Annotated in this window: 26 protein-coding genes and 1 tRNA gene; 9 read left to right on the forward strand and 18 right to left on the reverse strand. The window is 62.9% G+C overall.

Annotation, left to right across the window (positions count from 1 at the left end; genetic code table 11):
* Window position 1: 1 nt before the first annotated feature.
* From BVG79_RS09320 to BVG79_RS09360, 9 genes are all read right to left on the reverse strand, one after another.
* Window positions 2–229 (reverse strand): DUF5337 domain-containing protein, encoded by a 228-nt coding sequence (locus BVG79_RS09320; protein WP_085786649.1) that lies wholly within the window; start codon window positions 227–229, stop codon window positions 2–4.
* Entirely contained in the window at window positions 226–942 is a 717-nt protein-coding gene (gene nuoE / locus BVG79_RS09325; RefSeq protein ID WP_085786650.1) for an NADH-quinone oxidoreductase subunit NuoE, read from the reverse strand. Before nuoE ends, BVG79_RS09320 begins: the two co-directional genes overlap by 4 nt.
* Before the next feature lie 28 nt (window positions 943–970).
* Window positions 971–1,321, reverse strand: coding sequence for a hypothetical protein (locus BVG79_RS09330; RefSeq protein ID WP_085786651.1), 351 nt, complete (start codon window positions 1,319–1,321; stop codon window positions 971–973).
* A 38-nt stretch (window positions 1,322–1,359) separates the two neighbouring features.
* Window positions 1,360–2,574, reverse strand: a complete 1,215-nt coding sequence (locus BVG79_RS09335) for an NADH-quinone oxidoreductase subunit D (RefSeq protein WP_085787345.1) — start codon at window positions 2,572–2,574, stop codon at window positions 1,360–1,362.
* A gap of 29 nt (window positions 2,575–2,603) precedes the next feature.
* Window positions 2,604–3,494 carry a hypothetical protein gene (locus BVG79_RS09340; RefSeq protein ID WP_085786652.1) on the reverse strand — a complete coding sequence of 297 codons (891 nt, stop codon included), beginning with the start codon at window positions 3,492–3,494 and terminating at the stop codon, window positions 2,604–2,606.
* Window positions 3,491–4,084 (reverse strand): NADH-quinone oxidoreductase subunit C, encoded by a 594-nt coding sequence (locus BVG79_RS09345; protein WP_085786653.1) that lies wholly within the window; start codon window positions 4,082–4,084, stop codon window positions 3,491–3,493. Before BVG79_RS09345 ends, BVG79_RS09340 begins: the two co-directional genes overlap by 4 nt.
* 3 nt (window positions 4,085–4,087) lie before the next feature.
* The gene (locus tag BVG79_RS09350) at window positions 4,088–4,630 is read right to left on the reverse strand and encodes a NuoB/complex I 20 kDa subunit family protein (protein ID WP_085786654.1); all 543 of its coding nucleotides are present in this window, start codon (window positions 4,628–4,630) and stop codon (window positions 4,088–4,090) included.
* Window positions 4,621–4,986, reverse strand: a complete 366-nt coding sequence (locus BVG79_RS09355; protein ID WP_085786655.1) for an NADH-quinone oxidoreductase subunit A — start codon at window positions 4,984–4,986, stop codon at window positions 4,621–4,623. The genes BVG79_RS09350 and BVG79_RS09355 overlap by 10 nt, the downstream gene beginning before the upstream one ends.
* A gap of 95 nt (window positions 4,987–5,081) precedes the next feature.
* A complete protein-coding gene (locus BVG79_RS09360; RefSeq protein ID WP_085786656.1) occupies window positions 5,082–5,741 on the reverse strand; it encodes an HAD-IA family hydrolase in 660 nt (219 codons plus the stop codon).
* 117 nt (window positions 5,742–5,858) lie between these two features.
* On the opposite strand from BVG79_RS09360, the gene glmU reads away from it, so the two are divergent.
* Both glmU and BVG79_RS09370 read left to right on the forward strand, forming a co-directional pair.
* Window positions 5,859–7,202, forward strand: a complete 1,344-nt coding sequence (gene glmU, locus BVG79_RS09365) for a bifunctional UDP-N-acetylglucosamine diphosphorylase/glucosamine-1-phosphate N-acetyltransferase GlmU (protein ID WP_085786657.1) — start codon at window positions 5,859–5,861, stop codon at window positions 7,200–7,202.
* Window positions 7,199–7,891 (forward strand): DNA alkylation repair protein, encoded by a 693-nt coding sequence (locus BVG79_RS09370; RefSeq protein WP_085786658.1) that lies wholly within the window; start codon window positions 7,199–7,201, stop codon window positions 7,889–7,891. The genes glmU and BVG79_RS09370 overlap by 4 nt, the downstream gene beginning before the upstream one ends.
* 18 nt (window positions 7,892–7,909) lie before the next feature.
* On the opposite strand, the gene BVG79_RS09375 is transcribed toward BVG79_RS09370, so the two are convergent.
* A complete protein-coding gene (locus tag BVG79_RS09375) occupies window positions 7,910–8,119 on the reverse strand; it encodes a DUF6324 family protein (RefSeq protein WP_085786659.1) in 210 nt (69 codons plus the stop codon).
* 137 nt (window positions 8,120–8,256) lie between these two features.
* On the opposite strand from BVG79_RS09375, the gene BVG79_RS09380 reads away from it, so the two are divergent.
* Window positions 8,257–8,333, forward strand: a tRNA-His gene (locus tag BVG79_RS09380).
* A gap of 447 nt (window positions 8,334–8,780) precedes the next feature.
* The gene (locus BVG79_RS09385; protein WP_198167837.1) at window positions 8,781–10,172 is read left to right on the forward strand and encodes a glycosyltransferase family 61 protein; all 1,392 of its coding nucleotides are present in this window, start codon (window positions 8,781–8,783) and stop codon (window positions 10,170–10,172) included.
* Between the two features lie 24 nt (window positions 10,173–10,196).
* On the opposite strand, the gene BVG79_RS09390 is transcribed toward BVG79_RS09385, so the two are convergent.
* Window positions 10,197–10,667 carry an Lrp/AsnC family transcriptional regulator gene (locus BVG79_RS09390; protein WP_085786661.1) on the reverse strand — a complete coding sequence of 157 codons (471 nt, stop codon included), beginning with the start codon at window positions 10,665–10,667 and terminating at the stop codon, window positions 10,197–10,199.
* 166 nt (window positions 10,668–10,833) lie between these two features.
* Between BVG79_RS09390 and BVG79_RS09395 the strand changes: the two genes are divergently transcribed.
* The 3 genes from BVG79_RS09395 (at window position 10,834) to BVG79_RS09405 (ending at window position 14,209) form a co-directional block, all read left to right on the forward strand.
* Window positions 10,834–12,516, forward strand: coding sequence for a thiamine pyrophosphate-binding protein (locus BVG79_RS09395; RefSeq protein ID WP_085786662.1), 1,683 nt, complete (start codon window positions 10,834–10,836; stop codon window positions 12,514–12,516).
* A 73-nt stretch (window positions 12,517–12,589) separates the two neighbouring features.
* Window positions 12,590–13,810: an MFS transporter gene (locus tag BVG79_RS09400; protein ID WP_085786663.1), complete on the forward strand. Its 1,221-nt coding sequence runs from the start codon at window positions 12,590–12,592 to the stop codon at window positions 13,808–13,810.
* Window positions 13,811–13,819: 9 nt separating this feature from the next.
* Complete coding sequence (locus tag BVG79_RS09405; protein ID WP_085786664.1) at window positions 13,820–14,209, forward strand: NUDIX hydrolase; 390 nt, start codon at window positions 13,820–13,822, stop codon at window positions 14,207–14,209.
* Between the two features lie 50 nt (window positions 14,210–14,259).
* Here the strand turns inward: BVG79_RS09405 and katG are convergent, their stop codons facing one another.
* Window positions 14,260–16,434: a catalase/peroxidase HPI gene (gene katG / locus BVG79_RS09410; protein WP_085786665.1), complete on the reverse strand. Its 2,175-nt coding sequence runs from the start codon at window positions 16,432–16,434 to the stop codon at window positions 14,260–14,262.
* 136 nt (window positions 16,435–16,570) lie between these two features.
* Between katG and BVG79_RS09415 the strand changes: the two genes are divergently transcribed.
* Entirely contained in the window at window positions 16,571–17,476 is a 906-nt protein-coding gene (locus BVG79_RS09415) for a hydrogen peroxide-inducible genes activator (RefSeq protein ID WP_085786666.1), read from the forward strand.
* A gap of 19 nt (window positions 17,477–17,495) precedes the next feature.
* Here BVG79_RS09415 and BVG79_RS09420 read toward each other — a convergent pair whose 3' ends face one another.
* Genes BVG79_RS09420 through BVG79_RS09435 form a run of 4 tightly spaced genes read right to left on the reverse strand, consistent with a single transcriptional unit; the run spans window position 17,496 to window position 22,244 of the window.
* Window positions 17,496–19,142 carry a hydantoinase B/oxoprolinase family protein gene (locus BVG79_RS09420; protein ID WP_085786667.1) on the reverse strand — a complete coding sequence of 549 codons (1,647 nt, stop codon included), beginning with the start codon at window positions 19,140–19,142 and terminating at the stop codon, window positions 17,496–17,498.
* Complete coding sequence (locus BVG79_RS09425; protein ID WP_085786668.1) at window positions 19,142–21,211, reverse strand: hydantoinase/oxoprolinase family protein; 2,070 nt, start codon at window positions 21,209–21,211, stop codon at window positions 19,142–19,144. Before BVG79_RS09425 ends, BVG79_RS09420 begins: the two co-directional genes overlap by 1 nt.
* A gap of 9 nt (window positions 21,212–21,220) precedes the next feature.
* Window positions 21,221–21,799 carry a peroxidase-related enzyme gene (locus tag BVG79_RS09430; protein ID WP_085786669.1) on the reverse strand — a complete coding sequence of 193 codons (579 nt, stop codon included), beginning with the start codon at window positions 21,797–21,799 and terminating at the stop codon, window positions 21,221–21,223.
* A gap of 1 nt (window position 21,800) precedes the next feature.
* Window positions 21,801–22,244: an esterase gene (locus tag BVG79_RS09435; RefSeq protein ID WP_085786670.1), complete on the reverse strand. Its 444-nt coding sequence runs from the start codon at window positions 22,242–22,244 to the stop codon at window positions 21,801–21,803.
* A gap of 222 nt (window positions 22,245–22,466) precedes the next feature.
* Here BVG79_RS09435 and BVG79_RS09440 point away from each other — a divergent pair, with 222 nt between their 5' ends.
* Window positions 22,467–23,447: a LysR family transcriptional regulator gene (locus tag BVG79_RS09440; protein WP_085786671.1), complete on the forward strand. Its 981-nt coding sequence runs from the start codon at window positions 22,467–22,469 to the stop codon at window positions 23,445–23,447.
* A 41-nt stretch (window positions 23,448–23,488) separates the two neighbouring features.
* Here the strand turns inward: BVG79_RS09440 and BVG79_RS09445 are convergent, their stop codons facing one another.
* On the reverse strand, window positions 23,489–24,988 hold the full coding sequence (locus BVG79_RS09445) for an ABC transporter substrate-binding protein (protein WP_085786672.1): 1,500 nt from the start codon (window positions 24,986–24,988) through the stop codon (window positions 23,489–23,491).
* A gap of 35 nt (window positions 24,989–25,023) precedes the next feature.
* The gene (locus tag BVG79_RS09450) at window positions 25,024–25,878 is read right to left on the reverse strand and encodes an alpha/beta fold hydrolase (RefSeq protein ID WP_085786673.1); all 855 of its coding nucleotides are present in this window, start codon (window positions 25,876–25,878) and stop codon (window positions 25,024–25,026) included.
* Window positions 25,879–26,091: the final 213 nt, after the last annotated feature.

Here is a 26,091-nt window from a genome sequence, read left to right on the forward strand (position 1 = left end):
GCTACTTTCCCGCCTCGTTCTGGCGCGCACGCCACAGTTGAAACACGCCCCACAGCACCCAGCCGAAGCCCGCAAGGGCGATCAAATCCAGCAGGGCGCGTACGCGGTTCGACAGGCCCATCGCGCCGCCGATCCATGTGGCCAAAATCCAGTAAACACCAACCGCAGCCATCGCGATGGCCAAGCGCTGGCCTTGCTCGGCCGATTTGCGGTCATTCTCAGTCGTCATTCTATCGTCTCGCCTCGGGGATGGCGCAGCGGCACTTCGGTGCCGTCAATGCGCTTGATGGTATCTTTGATGGTATCGGCCAGCGCCATGCTGGCGTTCAGCGGCTCGGCCGCGCCGGGTGTGTCTTGCAAAACCGTCGCGCCGCCCAAGGGCTCGGACGAGAAGCGGCCGTTCTGCGGGCCTGCGACCGGCACCTCGCCCGCGCGCAGGCGGTCGATCAAATCGGCCAGCCCCTCGGCGGTTAGGTCTTCGTAGTAATCTTTGCCAATCTGCGCCATCGGGGCGTTGGTGCACGCGCCAAGGCACTCGACCTCTTCCCACGACAGCTTGCCGTCATCCGACAGCGCGTGCGGTTGATCGGCGATCTTTTGGCGGCACACCGCCATCAGATCTTCTGATCCGCACAGCATGCACGACAAGGTGCCGCAGATCTGCAAATGCGCGACCGACCCCACGGGCTGTAGCTGGAACATGAAGTAGAACGTCGCAACTTCCAGCGCGCGGATGAAGGGCATGTCGAGCTGCGTCGCGACATGTTCAATCGCGGCGCGGGTCAACCAGCCTTCCTGTTCCTGTGCGCGCCACAGCAACGGGATGATCGCGCTGGCCTGCCGCCCGGGCGGATATTTTGCAATCTGCAATTCCGCCCAGGCCTGATTGGCCGGGGTAAAGGCAAAACTTGCGGGCTGATCAGGGTGAAGTCTGCGAAGCATCTGCCCTCTCCGGCTGGCGCGGGCCTAGTTAGGCACAGCGCGGGGTTATAACGCGGATTGTTCCGCTGGGGGTGACCTCGGCCCGGCCGGACGAGGCCAGCTGCGGGGCAAGTTCCATCAGTTGTTGCTGTGTCAGGTTCGCGCGCAACAGAACGCTGGCAACATTGCCCTGTTGCAGGATGCAACCCTCGGATTCGATCGAGGCCAGCAGGCGGTCAGCCGGCGCCAGATTCGACGCCGGCGGGGTTTGGGCGGCGGGCGCGGTTTGCGTCGGCGTCTGCTGCGCGCGGGTCAGCGAGGGGAACATATCGCTGGTGCAGCCTGCCAAGACACCCAGTGCAGCAAGCAAAGCGACGGGCTTGATGGTATCGATCAACATTTCACAATCCTTCTTTCGTGCAGGTCATCGCCATCAGATTACCGATCAACCTCGCCGAATACGATATCAAGTGTGGCAATAATCGCCGTGACATCGGCAAGAAGATGCCCTTTGCTCAGGTGATCCATCGCTTGCAGATGCGCAAAACCCGGCGCGCGCAGCTTGACGCGGTAGGGTTTGTTGCTGCCGTCGCTGACCAGATAAACGCCGAATTCGCCTTTTGGGGCCTCGACAGCGGCGTAAACCTCGCCTGCGGGCAGGTGGAACCCCTCGGAATATAGTTTGAAGTGATGGATCAGTGCCTCCATCGAGCCCTTCATCTCGGCCCGCGGGGGCGGCGTCAGCTTGCCGCGCGCCAGCACATCGCCGGGGCTGCTGCGCAGTTTTTGGCAGGCCTGCAGAATGATTTTGACCGATTCGCGCATCTCGGCGACGCGGCACAAGAAGCGGTCGTAGCAATCGCCGTTGGTGCCGACAGGAATGTCGAAATCGAATTCGTCATAGCGTTCATAGGGCTGCGCGCGGCGCAAATCCCACGCCATACCCGAGCCGCGCACCATCACCCCCGAAAACCCGAGGCTGACCGCCTCCTCTTTCGAGACGATGGCGATGTCGACCATGCGTTGTTTGAAGATGCGGCTTTCAACCAACAGCCCCGCCAGATCGTCGACGAAGGCGGGGAAGCCCTCGGCCCAAGCTTCGATGTCGTCGATCAAGTCGGGGGGCAGATCCTGATGCACGCCGCCGGGGCGGAAGTAGGCCGCATGCAGGCGCGCGCCGCAGGCCCGCTCGTAAAACAGCATCAGCTTCTCGCGTTCCTCGAAGCCCCACAGCGGCGGTGTCAGGGCGCCGACATCCATCGCGCCGGTTGTGAGGTTCATCAGGTGGTTCAGCACGCGGCCGATCTCGCAAAACAAGACGCGGATCAGGCTGGCACGGCGCGGCACGGTGATGCCGGCCAGCCGCTCGATCGCCAGACACCACGCGTGTTCCTGATTCATCGGGGCGACATAATCCAGCCGATCAAGATACGGCAGGTTTTGCAGATACGTGCGGCTTTCCATCAGTTTTTCGGTGCCGCGATGCAGCAGGCCGACGTGCGGGTCGCAGCGCTCCACCACTTCGCCATCCAACTCCAGCACAAGGCGCAGAACGCCGTGGGCAGCGGGGTGCTGCGGGCCGAAGTTGATGTTGAAATTACGCACCTTTTGCAGGTCGCTTTGGTGGTCGTCAAACCCCTGATCGACCGGCATAATCGGCGCAACTTCAACGGTTTGATGGCTCATTGCGATAACTCCTCCTCGGGCTGGGCAGCGGAAACCTCGCGGGTTTCGGGCAACCAGCTGGCGGGCATCTCGCCCAGTATTTCGGCAACGGCGTCGTATTGGTCGCGCAACTGCCAGCGCGCGGCGGCCATCATGGCTGGATCCATACCGGCGTAAGACGGCTGGAACACGGGCTCGTCCGCAGGCACCCCCGCAGGGGCGATCTTCAGCGCGCGGCAAAGGGCGGCGACGCCAGTGGCACACAGGGCTTGTTCGGCTACCAGAACATACAAGCGCCCGCGCGGCACGACAGCCTGCAAGCGGCGCAGGGCGCTAGCATAATCGCCCCGCATCATGATGTGCCCCTCGAGGCCCTGCAGCGCGCGGCGCAGGATGAAATTGGCCTTGGCATCCAGATCATCGCCCGCGCGCAAGCGCCGCGCGGCGTTCATGCGCACATGCGCCCACAGCCGCGCCACGGGGTCGCACATGATGAACAAAAACACGCTGCGGCTGGAAAAGGCGACGGCGCGCTCCAGCTCGGCAATGGATAACATACTGTAACTGGGGGTGAAATCCATCGCGTAGGCACCCGCGTGGTCAACCAGCGCAGCGGCCAGATAGGCGTGATAGGCCGCATCATCAGTGCGGTCGTATTCCAGCACCGCGGCCAATTCTGCCAGATCGAGGCCGGGGCCGTCCAGCCCGTGGCGCTCGGTCATCAGCTCGGCCCGCGCATTCAGCGCCTGCACGTGCTCTTCCGCATCGCGTGGGGCGAAGGTATCCCAGTAGTGCAGCTCCTCTAGCGGTAGGCTACGCACATCGGGGCTTTGCGCCAGCGCGTTGAACAGCCAGCTTTGGCCCGCCTGCGCCGCCCCCATGCCGAAAATCACCGGAAGATCGCTCATACACCCTCACCTTTATGTTCGGTTTCATCCCCCGGAAGGGTATGATCCATCCCCTCCCATGGCGAGAGGAAATCGAACTGGCGGTAGGATTGCACAAGCGAGACGGGCGTATGGACGACCCGCTTTTCGACCTCGTCGTAGACGACCTCGGTATAGCCTGTCGTTGGAAAATCTTTGCGCAGCGGGTGGCCGGAAAAACCATAATCGGTCAACAGGCGGCGCAGGTCGGGGTGGCCGCTGAACAGCAGGCCGAACATGTCGAAGACCTCGCGTTCGAACCAATCGGCGGCGGGGTAGACAGGGATCACCGACGGGGTAATCGCACCATCGGCCACGGGGGTATGAATGCGAATGCGGTGGTTTTTCGTCATCGAGAGCAGATGGTAGACCAACACAAAACGCGGCGCGCGGGCGGGGTAGTCGATGGCTGTAATATCGACCAGCGTGCCAAAGCGGCACTGCGGATCGTCGCGCAAAAACGCCAGCAGTGCGGGCAGATCGGCGGGGGCAGCGGTCAGGGTCAGCTCGCCGTAAGCGATCTGGGTCTGCACGTTGAAAGCCGCAGTGATGTGATCTGCCAGCGCCTGCATCTGTTACCTCACGATCGTGCCGGTTCGGCGAATTTTGCGCTGCAGCTGCATAATGCCATACAGCAGCGCCTCGGCGGTGGGGGGACAGCCCGGGACGTAGATGTCGACCGGCACAATGCGGTCGCACCCGCGCACGACGGAATAGCTGTAGTGGTAATACCCCCCGCCATTCGCGCACGACCCCATGCTGATGACATAGCGCGGCTCGGGCATCTGGTCGTAAACTTTGCGCAGCGCGGGGGCCATTTTATTGGTCAGCGTGCCCGCGACAATCATCAGGTCGGCCTGACGGGGGCTGGCGCGCGGGGCCGTGCCGAAACGTTCCAGATCGTAACGTGGCATCGACAGCTGCATCATCTCGACCGCGCAGCAGGCCAAGCCGAAGGTCATCCAGTGCAGGCTGCCCGTCCGTGCCCAGTTCACCAGATCGGCGGTCGAGGTGACAAGGAACCCCTTATCCTGCACCGCCCGCCCCAGCACCAGCGCGGCGTGGTCGGCATCGCTGCCAGCGGTATTGGGGCCGGTTTGCAGACTGTTTACTGCCATTCCAGTGCCCCCTTGCGCCATTCATAGACAAAGCCGGCCGTCAGCACGGCCAAAAACACCATCATCGACCAGAACGCCGCCATGCTCATCCCCGCGAATGACGCCGCCCACGGAAACAGGAACGCAACCTCGAGGTCGAAGATGATGAACAGGATCGACACCAGATAGAAGCGCACGTCGAACTTCATCCGCGCATCGTCAAATGCGTTGAAGCCGCATTCATAGGCCGACAGCTTTTCAGGGTCGGGGTTGCGCACGGCGACAACCACCGCAGCCAGCAGCATCGCGCCGCCAAGCACAACAGCCAGCCCCAAAAAGATCAGGATCGGCAGATAGTCCCGTAACAGATCCCCCACGACGTGCCTCCTTAAGGTGCGAGCGATGGGCGACGCGAGGTGAATCGCGACTGATTGTCACACCTTACCAGACGATCCGGCAGGGTCAACAAAGGCTAAAGGCGTAATTGCGTAATCACCGCAGAAAGCTGGGAATAATCGGGCAGGACAGCCTCGGGCTGCAAGGCGGGCACATCGGCCGCGCCGGGGCCAAAGGTGACCAGAACCGCCGGCAGGCCCGCCGCGCGGGCGGTTTCGCGGTCGGTCACGGTGTCGCCCACCAGACAGCCGCGCGTCAGATCGCCCCCAAGGCGGCGGATCGCTTCAAACAACGGGGCGGGATCGGGCTTTTTCACCGGCAGCGTATCGGCCCCCACCAGCGCGCCGAACAGATCGCGCACGCCCAAGCGGCGCAGCAGGTCATCGGCAGGCCCTTGCGGCTTGTTGGTGCAAACGCCCACGGCATACCCCGCCGTGCGCAATTCCTCGATCGCGTCGGGCACGCCGGGGTAGAGCGCGCTGTGCGTATCCAGTGCACCGCGATAGGCCTGCAGGAAAATAGGGTAGTGCTTCGACTGCACCGGCTGGTCGCGCCGCCCTGCCCGCGCAAACCCCAGCCGCAGCAGCGCCATGCCGCCCGTCAGTGCAACGCCGGCATCGCCCGCGTCCAGCACCTCGTCCATTCCCAGCGCGCGCAGCGCCCCATTGCCGGCGACGATCAGATCCAGGCTGGTGTCGGCCAAGGTTCCATCCAAATCGAAAATCACGCTGCGCATTACTATTCCTTCCCTCGTTGCGCCCCAGACTAGCCCATACGCCGCCAAAAGAAAGGAACAGCTTGAGATCGCGGCCCCTCGGGGTAAAAGCAGGCATAATCTTTTGCCGGAGGCCCCATGCCCACACATTTCATTATTCTGGCTGCCGGCAAAGGCACGCGGATGGAATCCGACCTGCCCAAAGTCCTGCACGAGGTGGGCGGTGCCCCGCTGATCGCCCACGCCCTGCGCGCAGCCGACAGCCTGATCCCCGAACGCGTCATTGTGGTCACCGGCTACGGCGGTGATGCCGTGGCTGCCGCAGCCCTGCGCTGGAACCCCGAGGCGATCATCGCGCGCCAAGACGAACAGCTAGGCACCGGACACGCCGCACAAATGGCGCTGCCCGCCCTTGGCGGCGCGGCTGGCGATGTGTTCGTCACCTTCGGCGACACGCCTTTCATCCGCACAGCGACGCTCGAGGCGATGCAGGCCGCACGCGCCGCGCATGACATCGTCGTCCTCGGGTTCGAGGCCGCCGACCCCGATGCCCGCTATGGCCGCCTTGTCACAGATGGCGACAGCCTGAATGCCATCGTCGAATACAAAGACGCCGATGCCGCGACGCGCGCGATTCGCCTGTGCAATTCGGGCGTCATGTGCCTATCGGCTCGCAAGCTTCCCGACCTGCTGGCCCAACTGACGAACGACAATGCCGCAGGCGAATTCTACCTGACCGACATCGTCGCCATCGCGCGCGCGGCGGGGCTGACCGCTGGCGTCGTCACCTGCCCCGAGGAAGAAACCCTTGGCATCAACAGCCGCGCCGAACTGGCCGCTGCCGAGGCCATCTTCCAGCGCCGCGCCCGTGCCGATGCGGTCGAGGACGGCGTGCAACTGATCGCGCCCGACACCGTCCATTTCGCGTTTGATACCTTGCTGGGCCGCGACGCGGTGATCGAGCCCTATGTGGTTTTCGCCACCGGCGTGACGGTCGAATCGGGCGCCCGCATTCGCGCGTTCTCGCACCTTGAAGGCGCGCATGTTTCACGTGGGGCGATCGTCGGCCCCTACGCCCGCCTGCGCCCCGGCGCAGAACTGGCCGAAGACGTACACGTCGGCAATTTCGTCGAGATCAAGAACGCCACAATTGGCGAAGGCAGCAAGGCCAACCACCTGACCTATATCGGCGACGCCGATGTGGGCAGCGGCACCAACATTGGCGCGGGCACGATTACGGTGAATTACGATGGGGTCTTCAAGCACCGCACCACCATCGGCAACCGCGCTTTCATCGGGTCGCACTCGACCCTGATCGCCCCCGTAACAGTAGCCGACGAAGGCTTCACCGCCGCCGGATCGGTCATCACCCATGATGTAGCGGCGGGCAGCATGGCTATCGGCCGCGCCCGCCAAGTCGACAAACCGGGCTTTGCCCGCTCGCTGATGGCGCGCCTGCGCGCCAAGAAAGACGCTAAATGAGCCTCCCCCCCGACCTGCAATCCCGCCTTGTCACCCTCGAGGCCGAACTGCGCGCCGAGGGCTGGGACCCGACGCCCGCCGAAATGATCGACTGGCTGGCCCGCGAAATGCGCCCCGCTGCCAGCGTCGAAGACCGCTTGGCACAGGCGCGCGATCTGTGGGCCTTTGGCACGGCATCCGCGCAAATTTTGGCCGGCAAGTTGCTGACGCAGGCGCGAATCGCCGATGACGACGCGATTTGGGAGACGCTTTGCGCGTGGCTGGAAACGTTGGAGGATGACGACTGGCCCCTGATCGAAACGGTCTGCCGCGCACTCGAGCGGCGCCTCGAGGCCGTCCCGGCGCGATTCGATGCAATCTTGCCGTGGGTCACCGCGCCGAAAGCCAGCCTGCGCGCGGGCTTTATTCTGGTGAACCGCCCGAAATTGCGGGTGAAAGTCCCCAAAGCGGCCGACCTTGTCCGCCGTGACGTGTTCTTGGATGCCGCCGCACCGCTGACGGCCGATCGCAGCCAAATCGTGCAGCGCGCGCTGGCAGGCGCCCTGCGCGATCTGGCAAAGCACGATGCCGCGCGCGCCACTGCCTTTTTGCTAGCCCACGGCAACGCAATGGTGCCATGGGCCCGCGCCGAGGCTATCGGCCGCCTGCAAATCGAGACCGACGCGCGCGGGCGGATCGTTACCGCCTAGGCGCGCGCCGCCGACGCATCAGCGCTTTTTCTTGCCGCCGTGCCCGCTGGCACTGCGTGCCGCCGCAGCCGCCGCCAAGATCTCCTCGGCGATCTCCTCGGCTTCTTCGGGGTCGAAATCCATCGGGATTTCGACCGTTCCAGCCTCGATGAAAATGCGCACCATACCGCGATCGGTCGGGCCGATCTGGATGTTCGCTTCGATGTCGCGTTCGTTATTGATGCCCATCTCTGCACCCCTGAATGATTGTCAGCCTTTCAGCTAGTCGCAGTGGCGGATCATTGCAAGCAGCGCCAACCTCCCGCTACGTCGCGGGGAATTCCCTATTGCAATCATGCCGCGCCGCGGGTAATTCCCCACGCAGTGCCGCCTTAGCTCAGTTGGTTAGAGCACCAGATTGTGGATCTGGGGGTCCCCCGTTCGAGCCGGGGAGGTGGTACCATTCTTCCCATTATTCAGCGCCGCACCCGATAGGCTTTTCGATGACGGAAAGCTATGTGCGGATGTCGTGCTGAACGCAGCAAAGCCCCTCGAATGCAGCAGCAAGGCGATGGGCTAGAGCCTCCAAAAAATTAATAGATTGCGGGCGCCAGCGAATCCTCGCAGTTTTCCGCTATGCAAAAAGCTAATTATACAAGGCGTATGACGATAGCGGCCAGCATTAGCCGACGCTGGTGCACAGGATTGGGTTGCATCGCATATCTTAACACGCGAACATGCTTCGGAAAGTTTCAAGAAGGGCGATGTCCCGCCGCCCCTTGCGCGCAGATCGTTGCGCCGAACACATCCGATCTTCGGCGCCCCCCCTCAAGCGCGTTTCTCATCCGCACTACGCTTGGAGTATTAGATGGCCGATGACTTCCGACGCCCACCAATTGAAGTAATGCATATGCCCGCATTTCATGACGGGATATCGTACATTGGACGCGATCCGAACTGGATCATTCGCCCCGCCCAGTCATCTACATTTCGCATGTTCGCTGCGAGCGACAATGAAGAATTGCGCGGCCGCCAAGACCGCATGCTCAATCAGGTGACGCGCGCGCTACCCAAGGGCGCGATGGAGGTCAATGCATTGCCCGTCGTGCTAGACAACGCCCGCTTTGCAGGCGGCCTTGTGCAGATCGATAACCGGTTTTGGCTGAACGGCGCCTCGGGCGGCCGTGTTCGCAGCAAGTTCGAGCGTGAAAACGCCAAGCCGGAATGGCGCCTTCAGCGATATCTGGGCGCATTTCGGCGCGCACGTGCAACTGGGGCCGCGCTGATCAATAACGTCAGCAGTGCCGAAGCAGACGCGTTGGATATCGCGATCGAGTTGAAAAACGGCTTCAACTACTATCACTTCACCACCGAGACGCTGGGGTCGCTGGCACACTTCGTCGACGACGGCACAGACGCACCGATCTCGCTACAATTGCCCAGCGGTGACGTCAAAAGCTTCCAGCAGCGCTTCATCGAGGCGATCTACCCCAGCCTGGCCCATCGCGTGAACTTTGTTGCGCGCCCCAAAGCCTATAATCGCATCAGGTCAGTCTACAGCCATCAGCACTTTCTGTATCAGGTCACTGACGAGCGGGTTGATCGCGCGCTGGCCGCGCCCGATGTCGACAGTCGCTGGGAAGATGTCATTTTCGGCCCCAGCGATGCCAAGCTGGTCGCAATGATGTCGTATGACAGCAGCCTGCGCAAGTTGCGCAAAGAAGCGCTGAAGCAGATCAGAAAAGGCCAGAAACGTGCCTATCCCCGCCTGATCTGGCTAGGACGTGATGAAGAGGGTGCCGACGCCCGCGCGCGCGGCATTGAAGGGCACGAGCCACTTCTCGAGGCGCTGACTGAACGCGGGTTCGAGGCCTTCGCCTTTGAAAACCTGACCCCATTGGAGCAAATCGAAGCCATGAACGGGGCAGACATCGTGATCGCGCCCCATGGCGCGGGTCTAGCCAACATGATTTATGCGAAAACCAACGCTTTGGTGATCGAAATCGGAACACGTCAGACCCAACTGCACCGGTGGGGCGATTTCCTGAAGTGCGCGCACGTATCAGGCTGCCGATACGACACCGTTTTTGCCGATATCGCCGGCCTTGAAGACCTGTCGGTCGTGCCGGGCATGTTCGAAGGACACCGCGGGATTCGTGTCAGCGAAATCGCAACGTGGAAGATCCTGGAGATCGTTGACGAAGAGCTTTCCCGCATGAAAGCTGAAAAGCGCAAGGCCCGCAAAGAGGGCGAAAAGTCAGCCCCCCGGAACACCAAACAAACCGCCGACGAGGACGACTAAACGGGCGGGGCAAAGCCCCCCGCCCTAAACCTCGTCAATCAACATCGGGTCGACCGAGACGGCGCGTTTTAGGGCGCGCAGGCCGAATGTGGTGCGCGAATGCTGGATGCCGGGCGTGCGGTATAGCTTCTCGCGCAGGAAACGCTCATAGTGTTCCGTTCCCGATACAGCCAACTGGATCAGGTAGTCGTAATCGCCGGTCACCAGATGCGCCTCGACCACCTCGGGCATGCGCAGCAGCGCGGCGCCGAATTCTTCCAGCGCTTTGTCGTCATGCTTGTTCAGCGTCACCTCGACAAACACGGTATTGCCCAGCCCGATCACCTTGTGGTCGATCAGCGCGACATAGCCCGCGATGGCACCGCTTGCCTCTAGCCGTTTCACGCGCGTCCAGCACGGCGAGGCCGACAAGTTTACCTTCTCGGCCAGCTCGCTCATGGTCAGGCGGCCGTTTTCGCGCAGCGCCGACAGTATTTTACGGTCCATATGATCCATAGATGCATTCCCCAAAGGAATAGAATAGCTGTCCTGCAAAATGCTACTACACAGAACCAATGTCCCGCCATATCGCCATATTTTCGAAAATGCAGCAAGAATTTCGCTGCCATTTGGGTGAAATTCCTGCCCACACGATGCATGCGATTCGACTGGAGACCCCGCGATGTTCACGAAGACAGATCAGGTCAACGCCCGCCGCGGCGCCGACGTGCTGCTGGAAGTACTTGAGAGCGAGGGCGTCAAATATATTTTCGGCAACCCCGGCACAACCGAACTGCCGCTAATGGATGCCCTGCTCGACTTCCTCGACATCAAATATATCCTCGGCCTGCAAGAGGCGAGCGTGGTGGCGATGGCCGATGGCTACGCCCAAGCCGCCCGCCGCCCCGCGTTTTTGAACCTGCACACTGCAGGCGGGCTGGGGCACGGCATGGGAAACCTGATCAACGCCAACGTCTCGCAAACGCCGCTGGTGGTGACGGCTGGCCAGCAGGATTCGCGCCATAGCGTGACCGACCCGCTGTTGTTCGGCGATTTGGTCGGCCTTGCCGCGCCCACGGTCAAATGGGCGCGCGAGGTTACGACCGCCGACCAACTACCCGTTCTGGTCCGCCGCGCCTTCCACGATTCGAACGCCGCCCCCAGCGGCCCCGTCTTCCTGTCGCTGCCGATGGATGTGATGGAGGAGATGAGCACCGTCAGCACCACCGGCAAATCGGTGATCGACCGCAATGCGGTTGCCGGATCGCTGCCGGAACTTGCACAATATCTGGCCGACATCCCACCCGGCCGCCTTGCCGTAATTGCGGGCGACGAGATCTATTCCAGCCAAGCCGCGACCGAGGCCGCACAGGTGGCCGAACTGCTGGGCGCGCCGGTATACGGCTCGTCCTGGCCCTCGCGCATCCCCTTCCCTACCTCGCACCCGCTGTGGGCAGGCAACCTGCCCACGCAGGCCAGCGGCATCGCCAGCATCTTGTCGCAATACGATGCGATTTTTGCGCTGGGGGGCAAGTCGCTGATCACGATCCTTTACACCGAAGGCCCGGCTGTGCCGGACGGTTGCGATGTGTTCCAGCTGTCGGCCGATGTGCGCGACCTGGGCCGCACCTATGCAACCAAACTGTCGGTCGTCGGCGATATTCGCGCGTCGCTGCAGGCGCTGATGCCGCATTTGCGCGAACGCACCGCCGACCGCACCGCCACCTATAGCAAGCTGGTTTCGAACGCCGGTGCCGCGCGTAAACAACAACGGTTCGACCTGAACGCCGCAGCCGATGCCCTGATGGATGCCGACTGCATCCCGCCGCTGGTCGCCGCGCGCGAAGCAATGCGCGCCATCGGCCCAAAAACCGCCATCGTGGACGAAGCGATCGCGACCTCCAGCCTCGTGCGCAAGTTCCTCGATAGCGACAGCCCCAACCAGTATTCGTTCCTGCGCGGCGGCGGCCTTGGGTGGGGTATGCCTGCCGCGGTTGGCTGTTCGCTAGGCCTTGGGCGCGATCCGGTCGTTTGTTTTGTAGGCGACGGCGCGGCGATGTATTCGCCCCAAGCCCTGTGGACAGCCGCACACGAAGAACTGCCCGTCACTTTCGTCGTGATGAACAACCGCGAATACAATGTCCTCAAAAACTTTATGAAGGGGCAGGCGAATTACGTATCTGCGCGCAGCAACCAGTTCATCGCGATGGACCTGCAGCGGCCAGCCATCGATTATGTCGCGCTGGCCAACTCCATGGGCGTCACCGCGCGCCGCATTGACCGCGCCAGCGACATCGCCCCTGCGATCGAGGCGGGCATCGCCAGTGGGCAGCCGAACTTGGTCGAGATCATCATCGGCACATAACCGGACGCCAGACTTGGGATTAGACCTTGCCCGATCAGGGGTCTAAGAGGGGGGTGTCAGAAAGGCGCGTTCCATGCACTCCCCCCTTCCCCCAGCGTCGGCCGAGACCACGCAAGTCCGCCGCGCATCGCCGGCCTTTGCGAAAATCAAGTTCGCGCTGTTTCTGGCGGGGTTTTCCAGCTTTGCGCTGATCTACTGCGTCCAGCCGCTGCTGCCCGCCTTTGCCGCCAGCTTCAACCTGTCGCCGACCGCCAGTTCGCTGGCGCTGTCGCTGACGACGGGTTGCCTTGCCATCGCCATCTTTATCATGGGGGCACTGTCGCAATCGCTCGGGCGTAAAATGGTGATGGCGGGGTCGATGTTCGGCGCGGCGGTGCTGAACATGATCATCGCAGTCTTGCCTGATTGGCATTCGGTTTTACTGGCGCGCGCACTGGAAGGCGTCGTGCTGGGCGGCGTTCCCGCCGTGGCCATGGCCTATCTGGCCGAGGAAATCGCCCCCGAAGATCTGGGTAAGGCCATGGGCCTTTACATCAGCGGCACCGCATTTGGCGCGATGATGGGGCGCGTCGGCATGGGCCTGCTGACCGAGATCGGGTCGTGGCGCATGGCCATGGGGGTGCTGGGCGCGCTGTGTTTCATCGCGGCGGTCGGCTTTCTAATTTTGCTGCCCGCCTCGCGCAACTTTCAGCCCAAGCCCCATGCAGGCTTGCGCTTTCACCTGAGCACTTGGGCAGGGCACCTGCGCAATCCCGCGCTGCAACGCCTTTATTTCCTGGGCTTTTGCCTGACCAGCGTTTTTGTCACCATCTTCAACTACGCCACCTTCCGGCTAACGGGCGCGCCCTACGGCCTCAGCCAAACTGCGACCAGCATGATCTTTCTGGCCTTTGCGCTGGGGGTGGTGTCCTCGAATGTGGCGGGCACGCTGGCCGACCGGCTGGGGCGGCGGCCCATGCTGGTGTCGGCCTTTGCCATGATTCTGGTTGGGGTGCTGGTCACGCTGGCCAGCCCGATTTGGGCGATTATCACCGGCATCGCCATTATCACCACCGGCTTTTTCATCGGCCATTCGGTCGCGAGCAGTTCGGTCGGGGCGGCGGCGGATGGGGCCAAGGGGCACGCGGCGGCGCTGTATTTGTTGCTGTATTATGCTGGGTCCAGCATTACGGGGTCGATTGGTGGTTGGTTCTGGCAGCACGGCGGGTGGCCTGCGGTCGTCGCGCTGGCGGCGGCCTTCAGTATCGCCGCGCTTCTGGTGGCTGCGTTTGGCCCGAAAATAAACAGGCATTAGGGGACACGAATGGAAATCATCATCGCCGCCGCAATCATCACCCGCGCCGATGGTGCGCTGCTGCTGGTGCGCAAACACGGAACAACCGCCTTCATGCAACCGGGCGGCAAAATCGACGTGGGCGAGAGCCCGCGCGCCGCGCTCTGCCGCGAGTTGAGCGAGGAGCTGGGCATCGACATCGCCCCAGATGCGCCGCAGTACATCGGGCAGTTCAGCGCCCCCGCCGCGAACGAGGCTGGCCACACCGTCACCGCCGCGCTGTTTCGCGTCACCGCCCCGCCCACGATCACCGTTCAGGCCGAGATTGCCGAGGCCATCTGGCTTCATCCCGACCAACCCGCCCTGCCCGATTTGGCGCCGCTGACACGCGACCATGTTTTGCCGCTGGTCAGGGCCTGAAACGCAAAAAGCCCCGCCAACCGGCGGGGCTTTTCGTGTAATATATCACCTTAGGCGCGCAAATCGAACCGGTCTGCGTTCATCACCTTGACCCAAGCCGCCACGAAATCGTTCACGAACTTTCCGGCGTTGTCGTCTTGGGCGTACACCTCGGCATAAGCGCGCAAGATCGAATTCGACCCGAAGACCAAATCAACGCGGGTTGCCGTCCACTTCGTGACACCCGTGTCGCGGGCGCGGATCTCGTAAAGGCCATCGGCCACTGGCACCCACTGATAGGCCATATCGGTCAGGTTCGCGAAGAAATCGTTCGTCAGCGCCCCAGCGCGGTCAGTGAACACACCGGCCTTGCTGCCGCCCGCGTTGACATCCAGCGCGCGCATACCGCCGACCAGCACGGTCATCTCAACCGCCGTCAGCCCCATCAGCTGGGCGCGATCCAGCAGCATTTCCTCCGGGCTGACAACGTATTGCGCCTTTTGCCAGTTACGGAAGCCGTCGGCCGCAGGCTCCAGCCAGCCAAAACCCTCGACATCGGTCTGCTCGGGCACGGCATCGCCACGGCCCGGCGCGAACGGCACGATGATGTCAAAGCCCGCAGCCTTCGCCGCAGCTTCAATGCCCACGCTACCTGCCAGCACGATCACATCGGCCACGCTTGCGCCCGCCTCGGCGGCGATCGGCTCTAGCACAGCCAGCACTTTGGCAAGACGCGCGGGTTCGTTGCCCACCCAGTCCTTTTGCGGGGCAAGGCGAATGCGCGCGCCGTTGGCACCGCCGCGCATGTCGGACCCGCGATAGGTGCGCGCGCTGTCCCATGCGGTGGCGATCATCTCTTGCGGGGTCAGGCCGGATGCGGCGATCTTCGCCTTGACCGCGTCTACGCTCCAACCGGTCGGGCCAGCGGGAATCGGATCTTGCCAGATCAGATCCTCGGCCGGAATATCGGGGCCGATGTAGCGCGTCTTCGGCCCCATGTCGCGGTGGGTCAGCTTGAACCACGCGCGGGCAAAGGCATCGGTGAAGGCATCGAAGTCATTCATGAACTTCAGCGAAATCTCGCGGTAGATCGGATCGACCTTCAGCGCCATATCGGCATCAGTCATCATCGGGTTGCGGCGGATCGTCGGGTCTTCCACGTCGACGGGCATGTCCGCCTCGGCGATTGCGACGGGTTCCCACTGCATCGCCCCTGCGGGCGAGCGGACGAGGTGCCAGTCGTGCTTGAACAGCATTTCGAAAAAGCCGTTGTCCCACTTGGTCGGCTCGGTCGTCCATGCCCCTTCAAGGCCGGATACCACGGTGTCGCGGCCAATGCCGCGCCCGACGGTATTCATCCAGCCAAGGCCCTGAAACTCGGGGCCCGCGGCCTCGGGTTCAGCCGACAAGTTGGCGGCGCTGCCATTGCCATGCGTCTTGCCGATGGTGTGGCCGCCCGCCGTCAGCGCGACGGTTTCGGCATCGTCCATCCCCATGCGGGCAAAGGTCTCGCGCATCATGGCGGCGGTGGCCAGCGGATCGGACTTGCCGTTCACGCCTTCGGGGTTGACGTAGATCAGCCCCATCTGCACGGCGGCCAGCGGGTTTTCCAGCGTGTCGGCCTGCGCGACATCGCTGTAACGCTCGTCCGACGGGGCCAGCCATTCTTTCTCGTCGCCCCAATAGGTGTCGATCTCCGGCGCCCAGATATCCTCGCGGCCAAAGGCGAAACCAAAGGTTTTCAGCCCCACGGTTTCATAGGCAATGGTTCCAGCCAGCGCGATCAGGTCGGCCCAGCTGAGCTTGTTGCCGTATTTCTTCTTGATCGGCCACAGCAGGCGGCGGCCTTTGTCGGTGTTGACGTTGTCGGGCCAGCTGTTCAGCGGCGCGAAACGCTGGTTGCCGGTATTAGCCCCACCGCGCCCGTCGGTCGTGCGGTACGACCCTGCAGCATGCCACGTGACACGCGCCATCATGCCCGCGTAGTTGCCCCAGTCGGCAGGCCACCACGGTTGGCTGTCAGTCATCAGGGCGCGCAGATCGGCTTTCAGCGCATCAATATCCAGCGACTTGACCGCCGCGCGGTAGTTGAAGTCAGCGCCGAAGGGATTCGTCTTGGTGTCGTGCTGGTGCAGGATGTTCAGGTTCAGCGCATTGGGCCACCAGTCCATAACCGTTTTGCCGGTTTCCGTCATCGCGCCGTGCGCGACCGGGCACTTGCCCGTTGCTTTGGTAATTCCGTCCATCTTGCCCTCTGATTAGCTGCGAATTGCGTAGCAAGCGGCTGCGGGCCAGCGCCCACACCCACATTTGCGCGCAGCCTAACAAAGCATGTCCATAAATCCTAATTGGAACTTCCAAATATTGTGATAAGATTTTCAAATGAAAGCCCTGACGATCAAACACCTGCGCTACTTCGCCGCCCTTGCCCGTCACCACCATTTCGGCCGCGCGGCCGAGGTCTGCGCCATCAGCCAACCCGCTTTGTCGCTGCAGATTAAAGAGCTGGAGACCATCGTCGGCGCCCCCCTGCTGGAGCGCGGCCCCCGCCAGTTGCACTTGACTGCACTAGGCGAGGAATTCGCCGCGCGCGCCGCGCAAATTCTGCAAGCTATGGACGACCTGGGCGAGCTGGCCCGCGCCGCGTCGGGCGACATGGCGGGGCGGCTACGACTGGGGATCATTCCGACGGTCACCCCCTATCTGCTGCCGCGCCTGATGACGGCCCTGACCCGGCGCTACCCCGCGCTAGACCTGCAGCCGCGCGAGACAGTCACCCGCCGCCTACTGGATGATCTGCACGCCGGCACGCTGGATGCGGCCGTCGTCGCCCTGCCCGTATCCGAGCCCCAACTGCACGAGGAGCCGCTGTTCGACGAAGATTTCGTGCTGGTGCGCCCCGTCACCGATGCCGACCGGCCCGTGCCCAGCGCCGCGATGTTGCGCGAGATGCGCCTGCTGTTACTCGAGGAAGGGCACTGCTTCCGCGATCAGGCGCTGTCGTTTTGCAGCCTTGATACCACGCATGCACGCGACCTGATGGAGGCAAGCTCGCTTGCGACACTGGTGCAAATGGTCAGCGCCGGCATCGGCGTCACGCTGATCCCCGAAATGGCGGTTGCCGTCGAGACGCGCGGCGCGGCTGTCAGCGTGGCGCGACTGGCGCACCCTGCCCCGACGCGCCGGATCGGGCTGGTCTGGCGCAAATCCAGCCCGCTGGCGGGGCAACTGGGGCAGTTTGCCGCCCTTATCCGCCAGACATGGGCGCAGCAAAAAGGCGGCGCTTAAACGGCGCCGCCTTCTATCATTATTCTAAGCCGTAAACGTCGCGCGCAGCTGCGGCTGAAATGCGCCCCTCGCGCAAATCGCGCCGAACCAAGTCGCGGTCACGCGCCAGCGGGTCACCATAGCCGCCACCGCCCGATGTCACGGCAGCCGCAGTTTGACCGCCTTCCAGCATTCCGTTGCGGGCCGACAGCGGCTTCACCCCCGCGCCCAGTTCGATGCGCGCAAGGCCGCCGGGCAGGCCATCTTCCAGCCCCCAAGCGGGAACGCGGTTCAGCGGACCGCCAAGGTTGACGGTCGCCTGATGGCCGATCGGCGACAGGCGGCGACGAATGGCCATCCCACCACGGAACTTACCTGCACCACCCGAATCCTGCACCAACTCGTAAACATCGACGGACAGGGGGTATTCACTTTCCAGCGCCTCGACCGGAATGTTGGCCGAATTGGTGCTGTTCACATGTACGCCGTCCAAACCGTCGCGCAGGCGCCGCGCGCCCATGCCCCCGCCCATGCTTTCGTTATAGACATAGAACTTGCCCAAGCGCGGGTGGGTGCCGCTGACGGTTTGAACGGTGACCCCGGTCGACCCTGCCGGCACTCGATCGGGGATAGCGGGGGCGAGCGCTGCGAACATCATGTCGATCAGGCGCTGCGCCACATCATGGCGGCTGTAAACGGCGGCGGGCGCCGTTGCGTTCACCACTGTCCCCTCGGGGGCGGTGATGGTCAGCGGGCGGTGGAAACCCGCGTTTGCCGGCGTATCGGGGTCGATCAGCGTTTTGACGACGAAATACACGCAGGCCTGCAACACGGTGAAGACCATGTTCATACCCGAGCGGGTCTGCGGTGGACAGCCATCGAAATCAAACGTGGCTTCGTCGCCCTTGATGGTGATCGCCACAGCCAGCGGCAGAATATCGGGCCAAAGGCTGGTGTCGAAATCATGCTTGAACGTGTAGTGGCCATCGGGGATGGCCTCGATGCCCGCGCGGGCCATACGTTCCGAATAATCCATCAGTTGGTTCGACGCCGCCGCAATCGTGCCCGCGCCATAGCGCTGGAACAGCGCCTGCATGCGCTGCACGCCCAAGCGGTTCGACGCCATCTGCGCGCGAAAATCGCTGACGCGTTCGTCCGGCACTTGGCAGTTCAGCAGCACCAGATCCATGATGTCCTGCTGCAGAACCCCCGCACGATAGAGGCGCACGGGCGGAATCCGCAGCCCCTCTTGGAAGATGTGGGCATGGCCGCGGTCGACGAAATCGGAATGGTGCGCAATGTTGGCAACCCACGCGACAATCGTGCCGTCGACAAAGACAGGTTCAAAGAAGACGATGTCGTTCAGGTGCGTGCCGCCGCCCGTGTAGGCGTCGTTGCCGATAAACACGTCATCGGGGCGCACGGTGGACAGGTCGGTCCGCTTCAGCGTCTCGGTCGCGATCCCCAGCAACGAGCCGAGGTGCAGCGGAATTTGCTGAGCCTGCGCCAGCAGCGTGCCATCGGGGGCGAACACCGCCGCGGAACAGTCGCCGCGTTCCTTGATGTTGGCCGAATAGGATGCGCGCATCAGCGCGCGGCCCATTTCCTCGACCACGGTCGACAGGGCATTGCCGATCACCTCGACGGTGATCGGATCAAGACGCAGGGTTTGATCAGACGCGGCCATCAGGCGATCTCCTCGATGACGATGTTCAGATAGGGGTCGACCGAGGCCTTTTGACCATCCAACACCAGCGTGGTCGAATCCATCTGGGTGATAATCGCGGGGCCCATCACGCTTTGGCCCGGGCCCATCTGGGCGCGGTCGTACAGGTTCACGCTGATTGTCGTGCCACGTTCGGGCAACCACAAATCGCGCGTGCCAACGATGGTGTCTGCGACATCGCCCGTCGCCGCAGGCTCGGCCACCAGACGCGCGCGCTGCACACGGCCCGTCGCCTCTAGCCGCAGGGCAATGATGTCGATCGGCTCGTCAGGGAAGGCATAGCCGTAGATCTGGGTATGCGCCGCCTCGAACCCGGCGCGCAGGGCGGCCAGCGTTTCGGCGGTGATGAGGCCTGCGGGGCAGTCGACGGGCAGCTCGAACGCTTGGCCGCGATAGCGCATGTCGGCTGTGCGGGCGGTGCTTTGGTCGGCGCCAGCAATGCCTTGGGCGGCGAACCAGCCTTCGGCCTTGGCATCCAGTTGGGCATAGCCCTGCGCGACGGCATCAATGCTGTCGCCGTTCAGATGGATCATCCGGCCCACGGCAAAGTGGGTCTTCAGGTCGGTCAGCAGCAACCCCATCGAGCACATGATACCGGGGTTGCGGGGCACCAGAATGCGCGGCATGTCCAGAGCGCGGGCCAGACGTGCGGCGTGCAGCGGGCCAGCCCCGCCAAAGGCCATCAGTGCGTAATCGCGGGGGTCGTAGCCACGCTCGACCGAAACAACGCGGATGGCCTTGGCCATGTTCGCCGTCGCGACCGAGATGATCCCCTGCGCGGTTTCCATCAAACCCATGCCCAGCCGGTCGGCCAGTGCCTGAATCGCATCGACCGCTGCCTGACGGTTGATCGGCAAACGCCCGTCCAGCAAATGCGTCGGGTGCAAAACGCCCAGCACAACATTCGCATCGGTCACCGTGGGTTGGGTGTTGCCTTTGTCGTAGCAGACCGGCCCGGGCACGGCGCCCGCGCTTTGCGGCCCCACCTTCAGGTGGCCGCCTGCATCAATCCACGCGATCGAACCGCCACCGGCGCCCACGGCGTGAATGTCCAGCATCGGCACCTTGATCGGGTGGCCGTGAACGACCGCATCGGTGACCAGCTGGGGCCGTCCCTTGTCGATCAGCGCGACGTCGGACGAGGTGCCGCCCATGTCGAACGTGATCACATCGGGGAAGCCTGCGGCACCCGCAATTTCCAGCGCGCCCATCACGCCCGCCGCGGGGCCGGACAAGACGGTGCGCACCGGATAGGTCGCAGCCTCTTGCGCGGAAATGACACCACCGTTGCTCTGGGTCAGACGCGGCTCAGGCGCGACGCCGATGTCGCTCAGGCGCGGGCGCAACCTGTCTAGATAGCGCTTCATCACGGGCCCCAGCGCGGCATTCACCACGGCCGTCGAAAACCGCTCGAACTCGCGATATTCGGGCGCCACATCCGAGGAGGTCGAGATGAACACCCCCGGCAACTCCTCGGCCAGAATGCGGGCGACTGTTTCCTCGTGGTCGGGATAAAGGTAGGCGAAGAGGAAGCCAATCGCGACCGATTCCACCCCTTCGGCACGCAGCTGCGCGGCATGGGCGCGCACGGCCCCCTCGTGTAGCGGCACGCGAACCGAACCATCGAAATTCACGCGTTCCGGCACTTCGAGGCGCAGATCACGCGGGGCCAGCGGCGGCGTCTTTTCTTGTTGCAAATCATACAGATCGGGGCGCTGCTGGCGGCGGATCTCGATCACGTCGCGGAAGCCTTGGGTCGTGATCATCGCCGTTTTGGCGAAATTTCCGGTGATCAGCGCGTTGGTTGCGACCGTGGTGCCGTGACCGACATAGGCCACCTCGTCAGGGGTGCGGCCATGGGCGGCCAGCCCCTCGCGGATGCCGGTCGCGATGGCTTCGGACGGGTCGGCGTTGGTCGACGACACTTTCCACACCACCAGCTTACCCGTGGCGGGGTCGTAAATCGAAATATCGGTGAAGGTGCCGCCCGTATCGGCCCCAATACGCAGCGCGGGAACAGATGTCGTCATGACTTTGCCTTACCTTGTGGCCGTGCCCGCCGGAACGGCATGGCCCAGAATATGCATCAAGCGGTTCGCCCAGCCGAAAATGGCGGTCGCATGGATCAGATCCGAAATATCGGCAGTGCTGAAGCCCTGTTCAACCAGCGCCTGCACATGATCGGGCGTCGCCTGCGCGGGCGTGACCGACAGCGCGCGGCAAAAATCGACGACAGCGCGGATCTTCGGCTCGTAATCGGCATCCAGCCCGACGGTATACATCAGCTTGACCACGTCGTTACGCCCCGACAGCCGTTCATACCGCCGCGCATGAACAGATGCGCAGTACACGCACTTATTGACCGCCGAGGCGACCAGTGCCCCAAGTTCCCGCCACTCGTTCGACAGGCCGCCGTCATCATACATGATCTGGTTATACAGCGTGGTGCGCGCCGCATAGCTTTCGGGGTCATGCGCCAGCGTGCGCACATAGGGCGAGACCTTACCGCCCGAGGGGGTGAATTGCATCGCCTCCAGCTGGATGGGGGTGGCATCCTCCATCGCCAGGGGTTCGAGGTAGGGCTGCCAAGACAGGGGTTTGACCGTGAATGCCGCCATCTTACACCTCCAACAGGGCGTGGCCCTGACGAATGCGGGTTTCGTAATTCGTGAACGCCACCAGTTCCGACAGCGCGACCACCTGCGGCACCGTAAGACCCGCTGCGACCAATGCGTCGATGTCGGCGCGGGTCGCCTCGCCGGGGGTTTGGGTGATCTTGTCGCAATGGCGCACCATTGCGGCAACCGCACCATCGGCGATGCTATCAGCCGATGCGCCAGCGGCGATCTGCGCGGGGATGCCGTCCAGCCCCGCGGCATAGTGCGTAGCCATAGCGCCCTGCCCGATCAGCGTGCACATCCGCGCCGCCAGACCCGACCGCAGCGCGGCGGGCAGGCCCAAATCGTCGCGCGGCGCGATGACCGACGCGCGGCAAGCATCGGTGCTGTCGCGAAACGCCGCGCGACCCGCCGCACCGTCACCTGAAAGCTGTGCTACGCCCATATCCTGCACCCTCCTGAAGGCTTGTCTAGTTATTCGTATATTGCATTTATTGGCAGCTTAAATGCCAATATAAGATTAGTGAAGCGCTATTAAACCCGCGCCTATTGAACGCGCGGCCCGCCCATCGCAGCCCGCCTTTGACTGGATGGCACCGGCAAGATACAGCATAAGGGCGACCCATCCGGTGCAAGCACACCGGTGCAAACAAGGACATAGACCCATATGGCAGGTGCACCGCTTTTCGACCTTCGACAGTTGGAGGCTTATGCCGCCGTCATATCGACCGGCAGCGTCACGGGGGCGGCACGGGTCATCGGCAAGTCGCAGCCCGTCGTCACTCGCCTTGTCCAAGACCTCGAGGCCGAGCTGGGCTTTGCGCTGTTCGCCCGCCACGGTCGCCGCATTACGCCCACGCAAAACGGCAGCCTGTTCTACCGCGAGGTCGAGCGCCTGCTGGCCGACGCCAGCCGCACCCGCCAACGCGCAGCCGATTTGGCGCACCGGCAGATTGCCTCGATCGAACTGGCCGCGACGGCCACGATGGCCGCTTCGATCGTCCCCCACGCGCTGAAGACGCTGCGGGCGCAAGGCTACTCGCCCAAAGAAATCATCCTGCGCAACCAAACCTCCGAGGAAGTCATCCAGTCCGTCGCCGCGCGGCAGGCCGATGTCGGCATCGCCAGCCTGCCCCTCGACCACCCCGGCCTCGAGGTGCAGTGGATCGCCGAAGCGTCCTGCGTGTGCGTGCTGCATGAAGACGACCCCCTTGCCGCCCAAAGCGTGATCGATCTGGCCGCACTGGCGGGGCGGCAACTGATCACGCTGCTCAATCCTTATCGTATCCTTGGGCGCATTTCGGCGGCGCTGGCGGATATCGATGTCGATGCGGTCATCCGCACCAATTCGTCGACCACCGCGTTGAACATGGTCAGCGCGGGGTTAGGTGTCGCGATACTCGAGCCTGTCTCGCCGGTCGGGCAGCACTTTGCCCATACCGTGGTGCGCCCACTGTCGGTATCGATCCCGTATTATTGGGGTATCATCACGCCCATCGGTCTGCCGGAATCGCCCATCGTGCAGCCCTTGGTCGAGGCGCTGATCGCCGCATCCGACATGGGCATGCCTGGCTTTCGCGTGCGCGACCCGCGCGATACCGAAAGCATTCAAAAGAACATCTTCAACTTTTCCGAAGACACGCTGTAACGGCATCGCCCCGCCCCCCGCAGGGGGCAGGGCCGCAACGCTTATTCGGCGTCAAAGTCCATCGCGCGCTTCCAATCGTCGCCGCGGGCATTCCAATGCACATCCGTGCTGGTCGCATAGGTGACGGGCTGCTCGTACAGGAAGACGAACGGCGCCTGCTCGCACATCAGCTCGGTCGCTTTGTCATAGGCGGCCTGACGTTCGGCAGGGTCGGTGGTCGCACGGCCTTCATGCAGGTATTCGCTGAATTCGGAATTACCCCAGAAATCATAAGGGTTGCCGGCTTCGGCCAGACCCAGCAGACCGTCGGCATCGATGGTCGGCCACGCATAGGACAGCAGCGAAAGACGGCCCACATCATGTGCCTTGATGTGCTTGTCTTGATAAGCGCCGAAGGACATCTCGACGATGTTCACGTTCAAGCCCACATCCATCAGCATGGACTGCACGGCCTGCGCCACTTCTTCGCCCTGCAGATAGGTTCCGACCGGCACTTCCAGTTCGATCGGCTGCGACAGGTCGACGCCCGAGGCCGCCAGCAGTTCGATCGCCTTTTCGGGGTCGTACGGATAGGGCTGCAGGTCGGGGTTGTAGCCGAAGTATTGCGAGGTCAGAATTTGGCAGTTTGCCACATTGGCCATGCCTTCGAACAGCGCATCGGTGATCGCTTCCTTGTCGACCGCATAGTTCAGCGCCTGACGCAGCTCGAGGCTGTCCATCGGCGGCTTCTCGGTGTTGATCTTCAAGAAGGTCGTGCGCGTGGCGGGCACGGAACCGGCGACCAGATTGGCCTCGGCGTCAAGGCTTGCCACCTCGGACACGGGAATCTTGTCGGCAAAGTCGACCTCGCCCGCACGCAGGGCGGCCACGCGGGCGGCATCCTCGGGAATGATCTTGATCTCGACGCGGTCGAATTGCGGCGCGGGGCCCCAGTAATCGGGATTCGCGGTCAGCGTGATGCTGCTGCCCGGCACGCGGTCGGACATGACGTAGGGCCCGCCCGAGGTGGTTTCCAACGCGGGATTCACATCGCTCATCCATTGCGGAGGCAACAGGAAGAACATCGACAGCTGATCGGCCAGCGCGGGGTAAGGCGTGCCGGTTTTGAATTCGACCGTCTGCGCGTCGATAACATTTACCTCGGTGATATTGCCGAACCAGCTGGCAATGCGCGAGTTCAACTCGGGGTTGGTCACACGCTCGACGTTGGCCTTCACGGCGGCGGCGTCCAGCGCCTCGCCGTTGATGAACTTGGCGGCGGGGTTCAGGTGGAACAGCCATGTGTGATCGTCCACCGCTTCCCAGCTTTCAGCCGCGTTAGCGTGCAGCGCCATGTCGGGGCCGCGCCAGACCAGCGACGGATAGATGTGGCTAGCGATGCTAAGGTCGGTGCCGATCGACGCCGTCATATGCGGGTCAAGCGTCGTGACATCGCCCGACAGGGCCATAACCAGTGTCCGCCCCTCTTGCGCGCTGGCGGGCAGCGCAAAGGCGGCGGCAATGGCAAGCGCTGACAGGGTCGTTTTCCAATGATAAGACATGTTACCTCCGTGAACCGGGCGCACCCGGGGTGGTTTTATTGAGCAAGAAACGCCCGCACGGCGGGCATTACGACTTCGGGGGCCTGCACGTGGACGCTGTGGTTTGCGCCCGGCACGACCAACAGGGTCGCATTGGGAATCTTTTCGGCCATCAGGCGCGACTGCGAGGCCGGGCAGATCCAGTCGTCTTCACCGACACAGATAAAGGTCGGGGCAGTGATTTCGTGCAGGCGTTCGCGCACATCATAGGCCAACCACTGGTCATCCTCATAGAGGTCGTTGTGCGCCTGCAGGTGCACGGGCATATCCCGCGTGCGTTCAAACGCGGCTTGCGCGTCGAACTTTGCCGGATCGTCGGCATAAAGCGGCTGCATCGCCAGCCATAGCAGGCGGAATTCCAGATCGCTTTCCACGCGGTTCGAGAACAGCTTCTCGATCATCGCGGGGGTCAAGCTGGGCACCAGATGCGCGCGCGATTTCATAATCTCGATCGCTTCGGCTTCCATATGGTAGCTGGGTGCGGTGCCGCGCAGGACCAGCTTGGAATAGCTGCCGGGGTGGCGCAGCGCATAAGTCAGCGCGATAAACCCGCCGAACGACCCCCCGATGACGATGCATTGATCATCACCGCAAAAATGCTTGCGCAGCGTTTCAACGTCGTCGGCCAGTTGGTTGAAGGTGAAGGGCAGCGTATCCGTGGTCTTGCCATGCCCGCGCTGGTCATAGCTGATGACGCGATAAGTATCCGACAGGGCCGCACCCCACGAACGGAAGTCGTTCGCCAACTCGCCAGCGCCACGGCCGCCATGAAGCGTGAAAATCGTCGGAGCGTTTTCAGGGCCTGCAACTTCGTAATTAAATGTGACTCCATCCAGCGTAACCGAGGGCATGAGCAGATTCCTTTTTGTTTGTTCTAATCGTGATGCGAATTTGAAATCTTTGCAAAGTCAATTTTCACATAAGCAGAGAGGATTCTTGCCGTTGTAGGCCCTTGCGATAGCATGGGCGTACTTTCTGCTCATTAAATTCTCATTTGCGATCTGTGTGGCTGTTGAATTCACTTTTCACATTGAATACGCCAAACAGACCTATAGCCTGACCCA

This window comes from Ketogulonicigenium robustum (genome assembly GCF_002117445.1).
Classification (GTDB): domain Bacteria; phylum Pseudomonadota; class Alphaproteobacteria; order Rhodobacterales; family Rhodobacteraceae; genus Ketogulonicigenium; species Ketogulonicigenium robustum.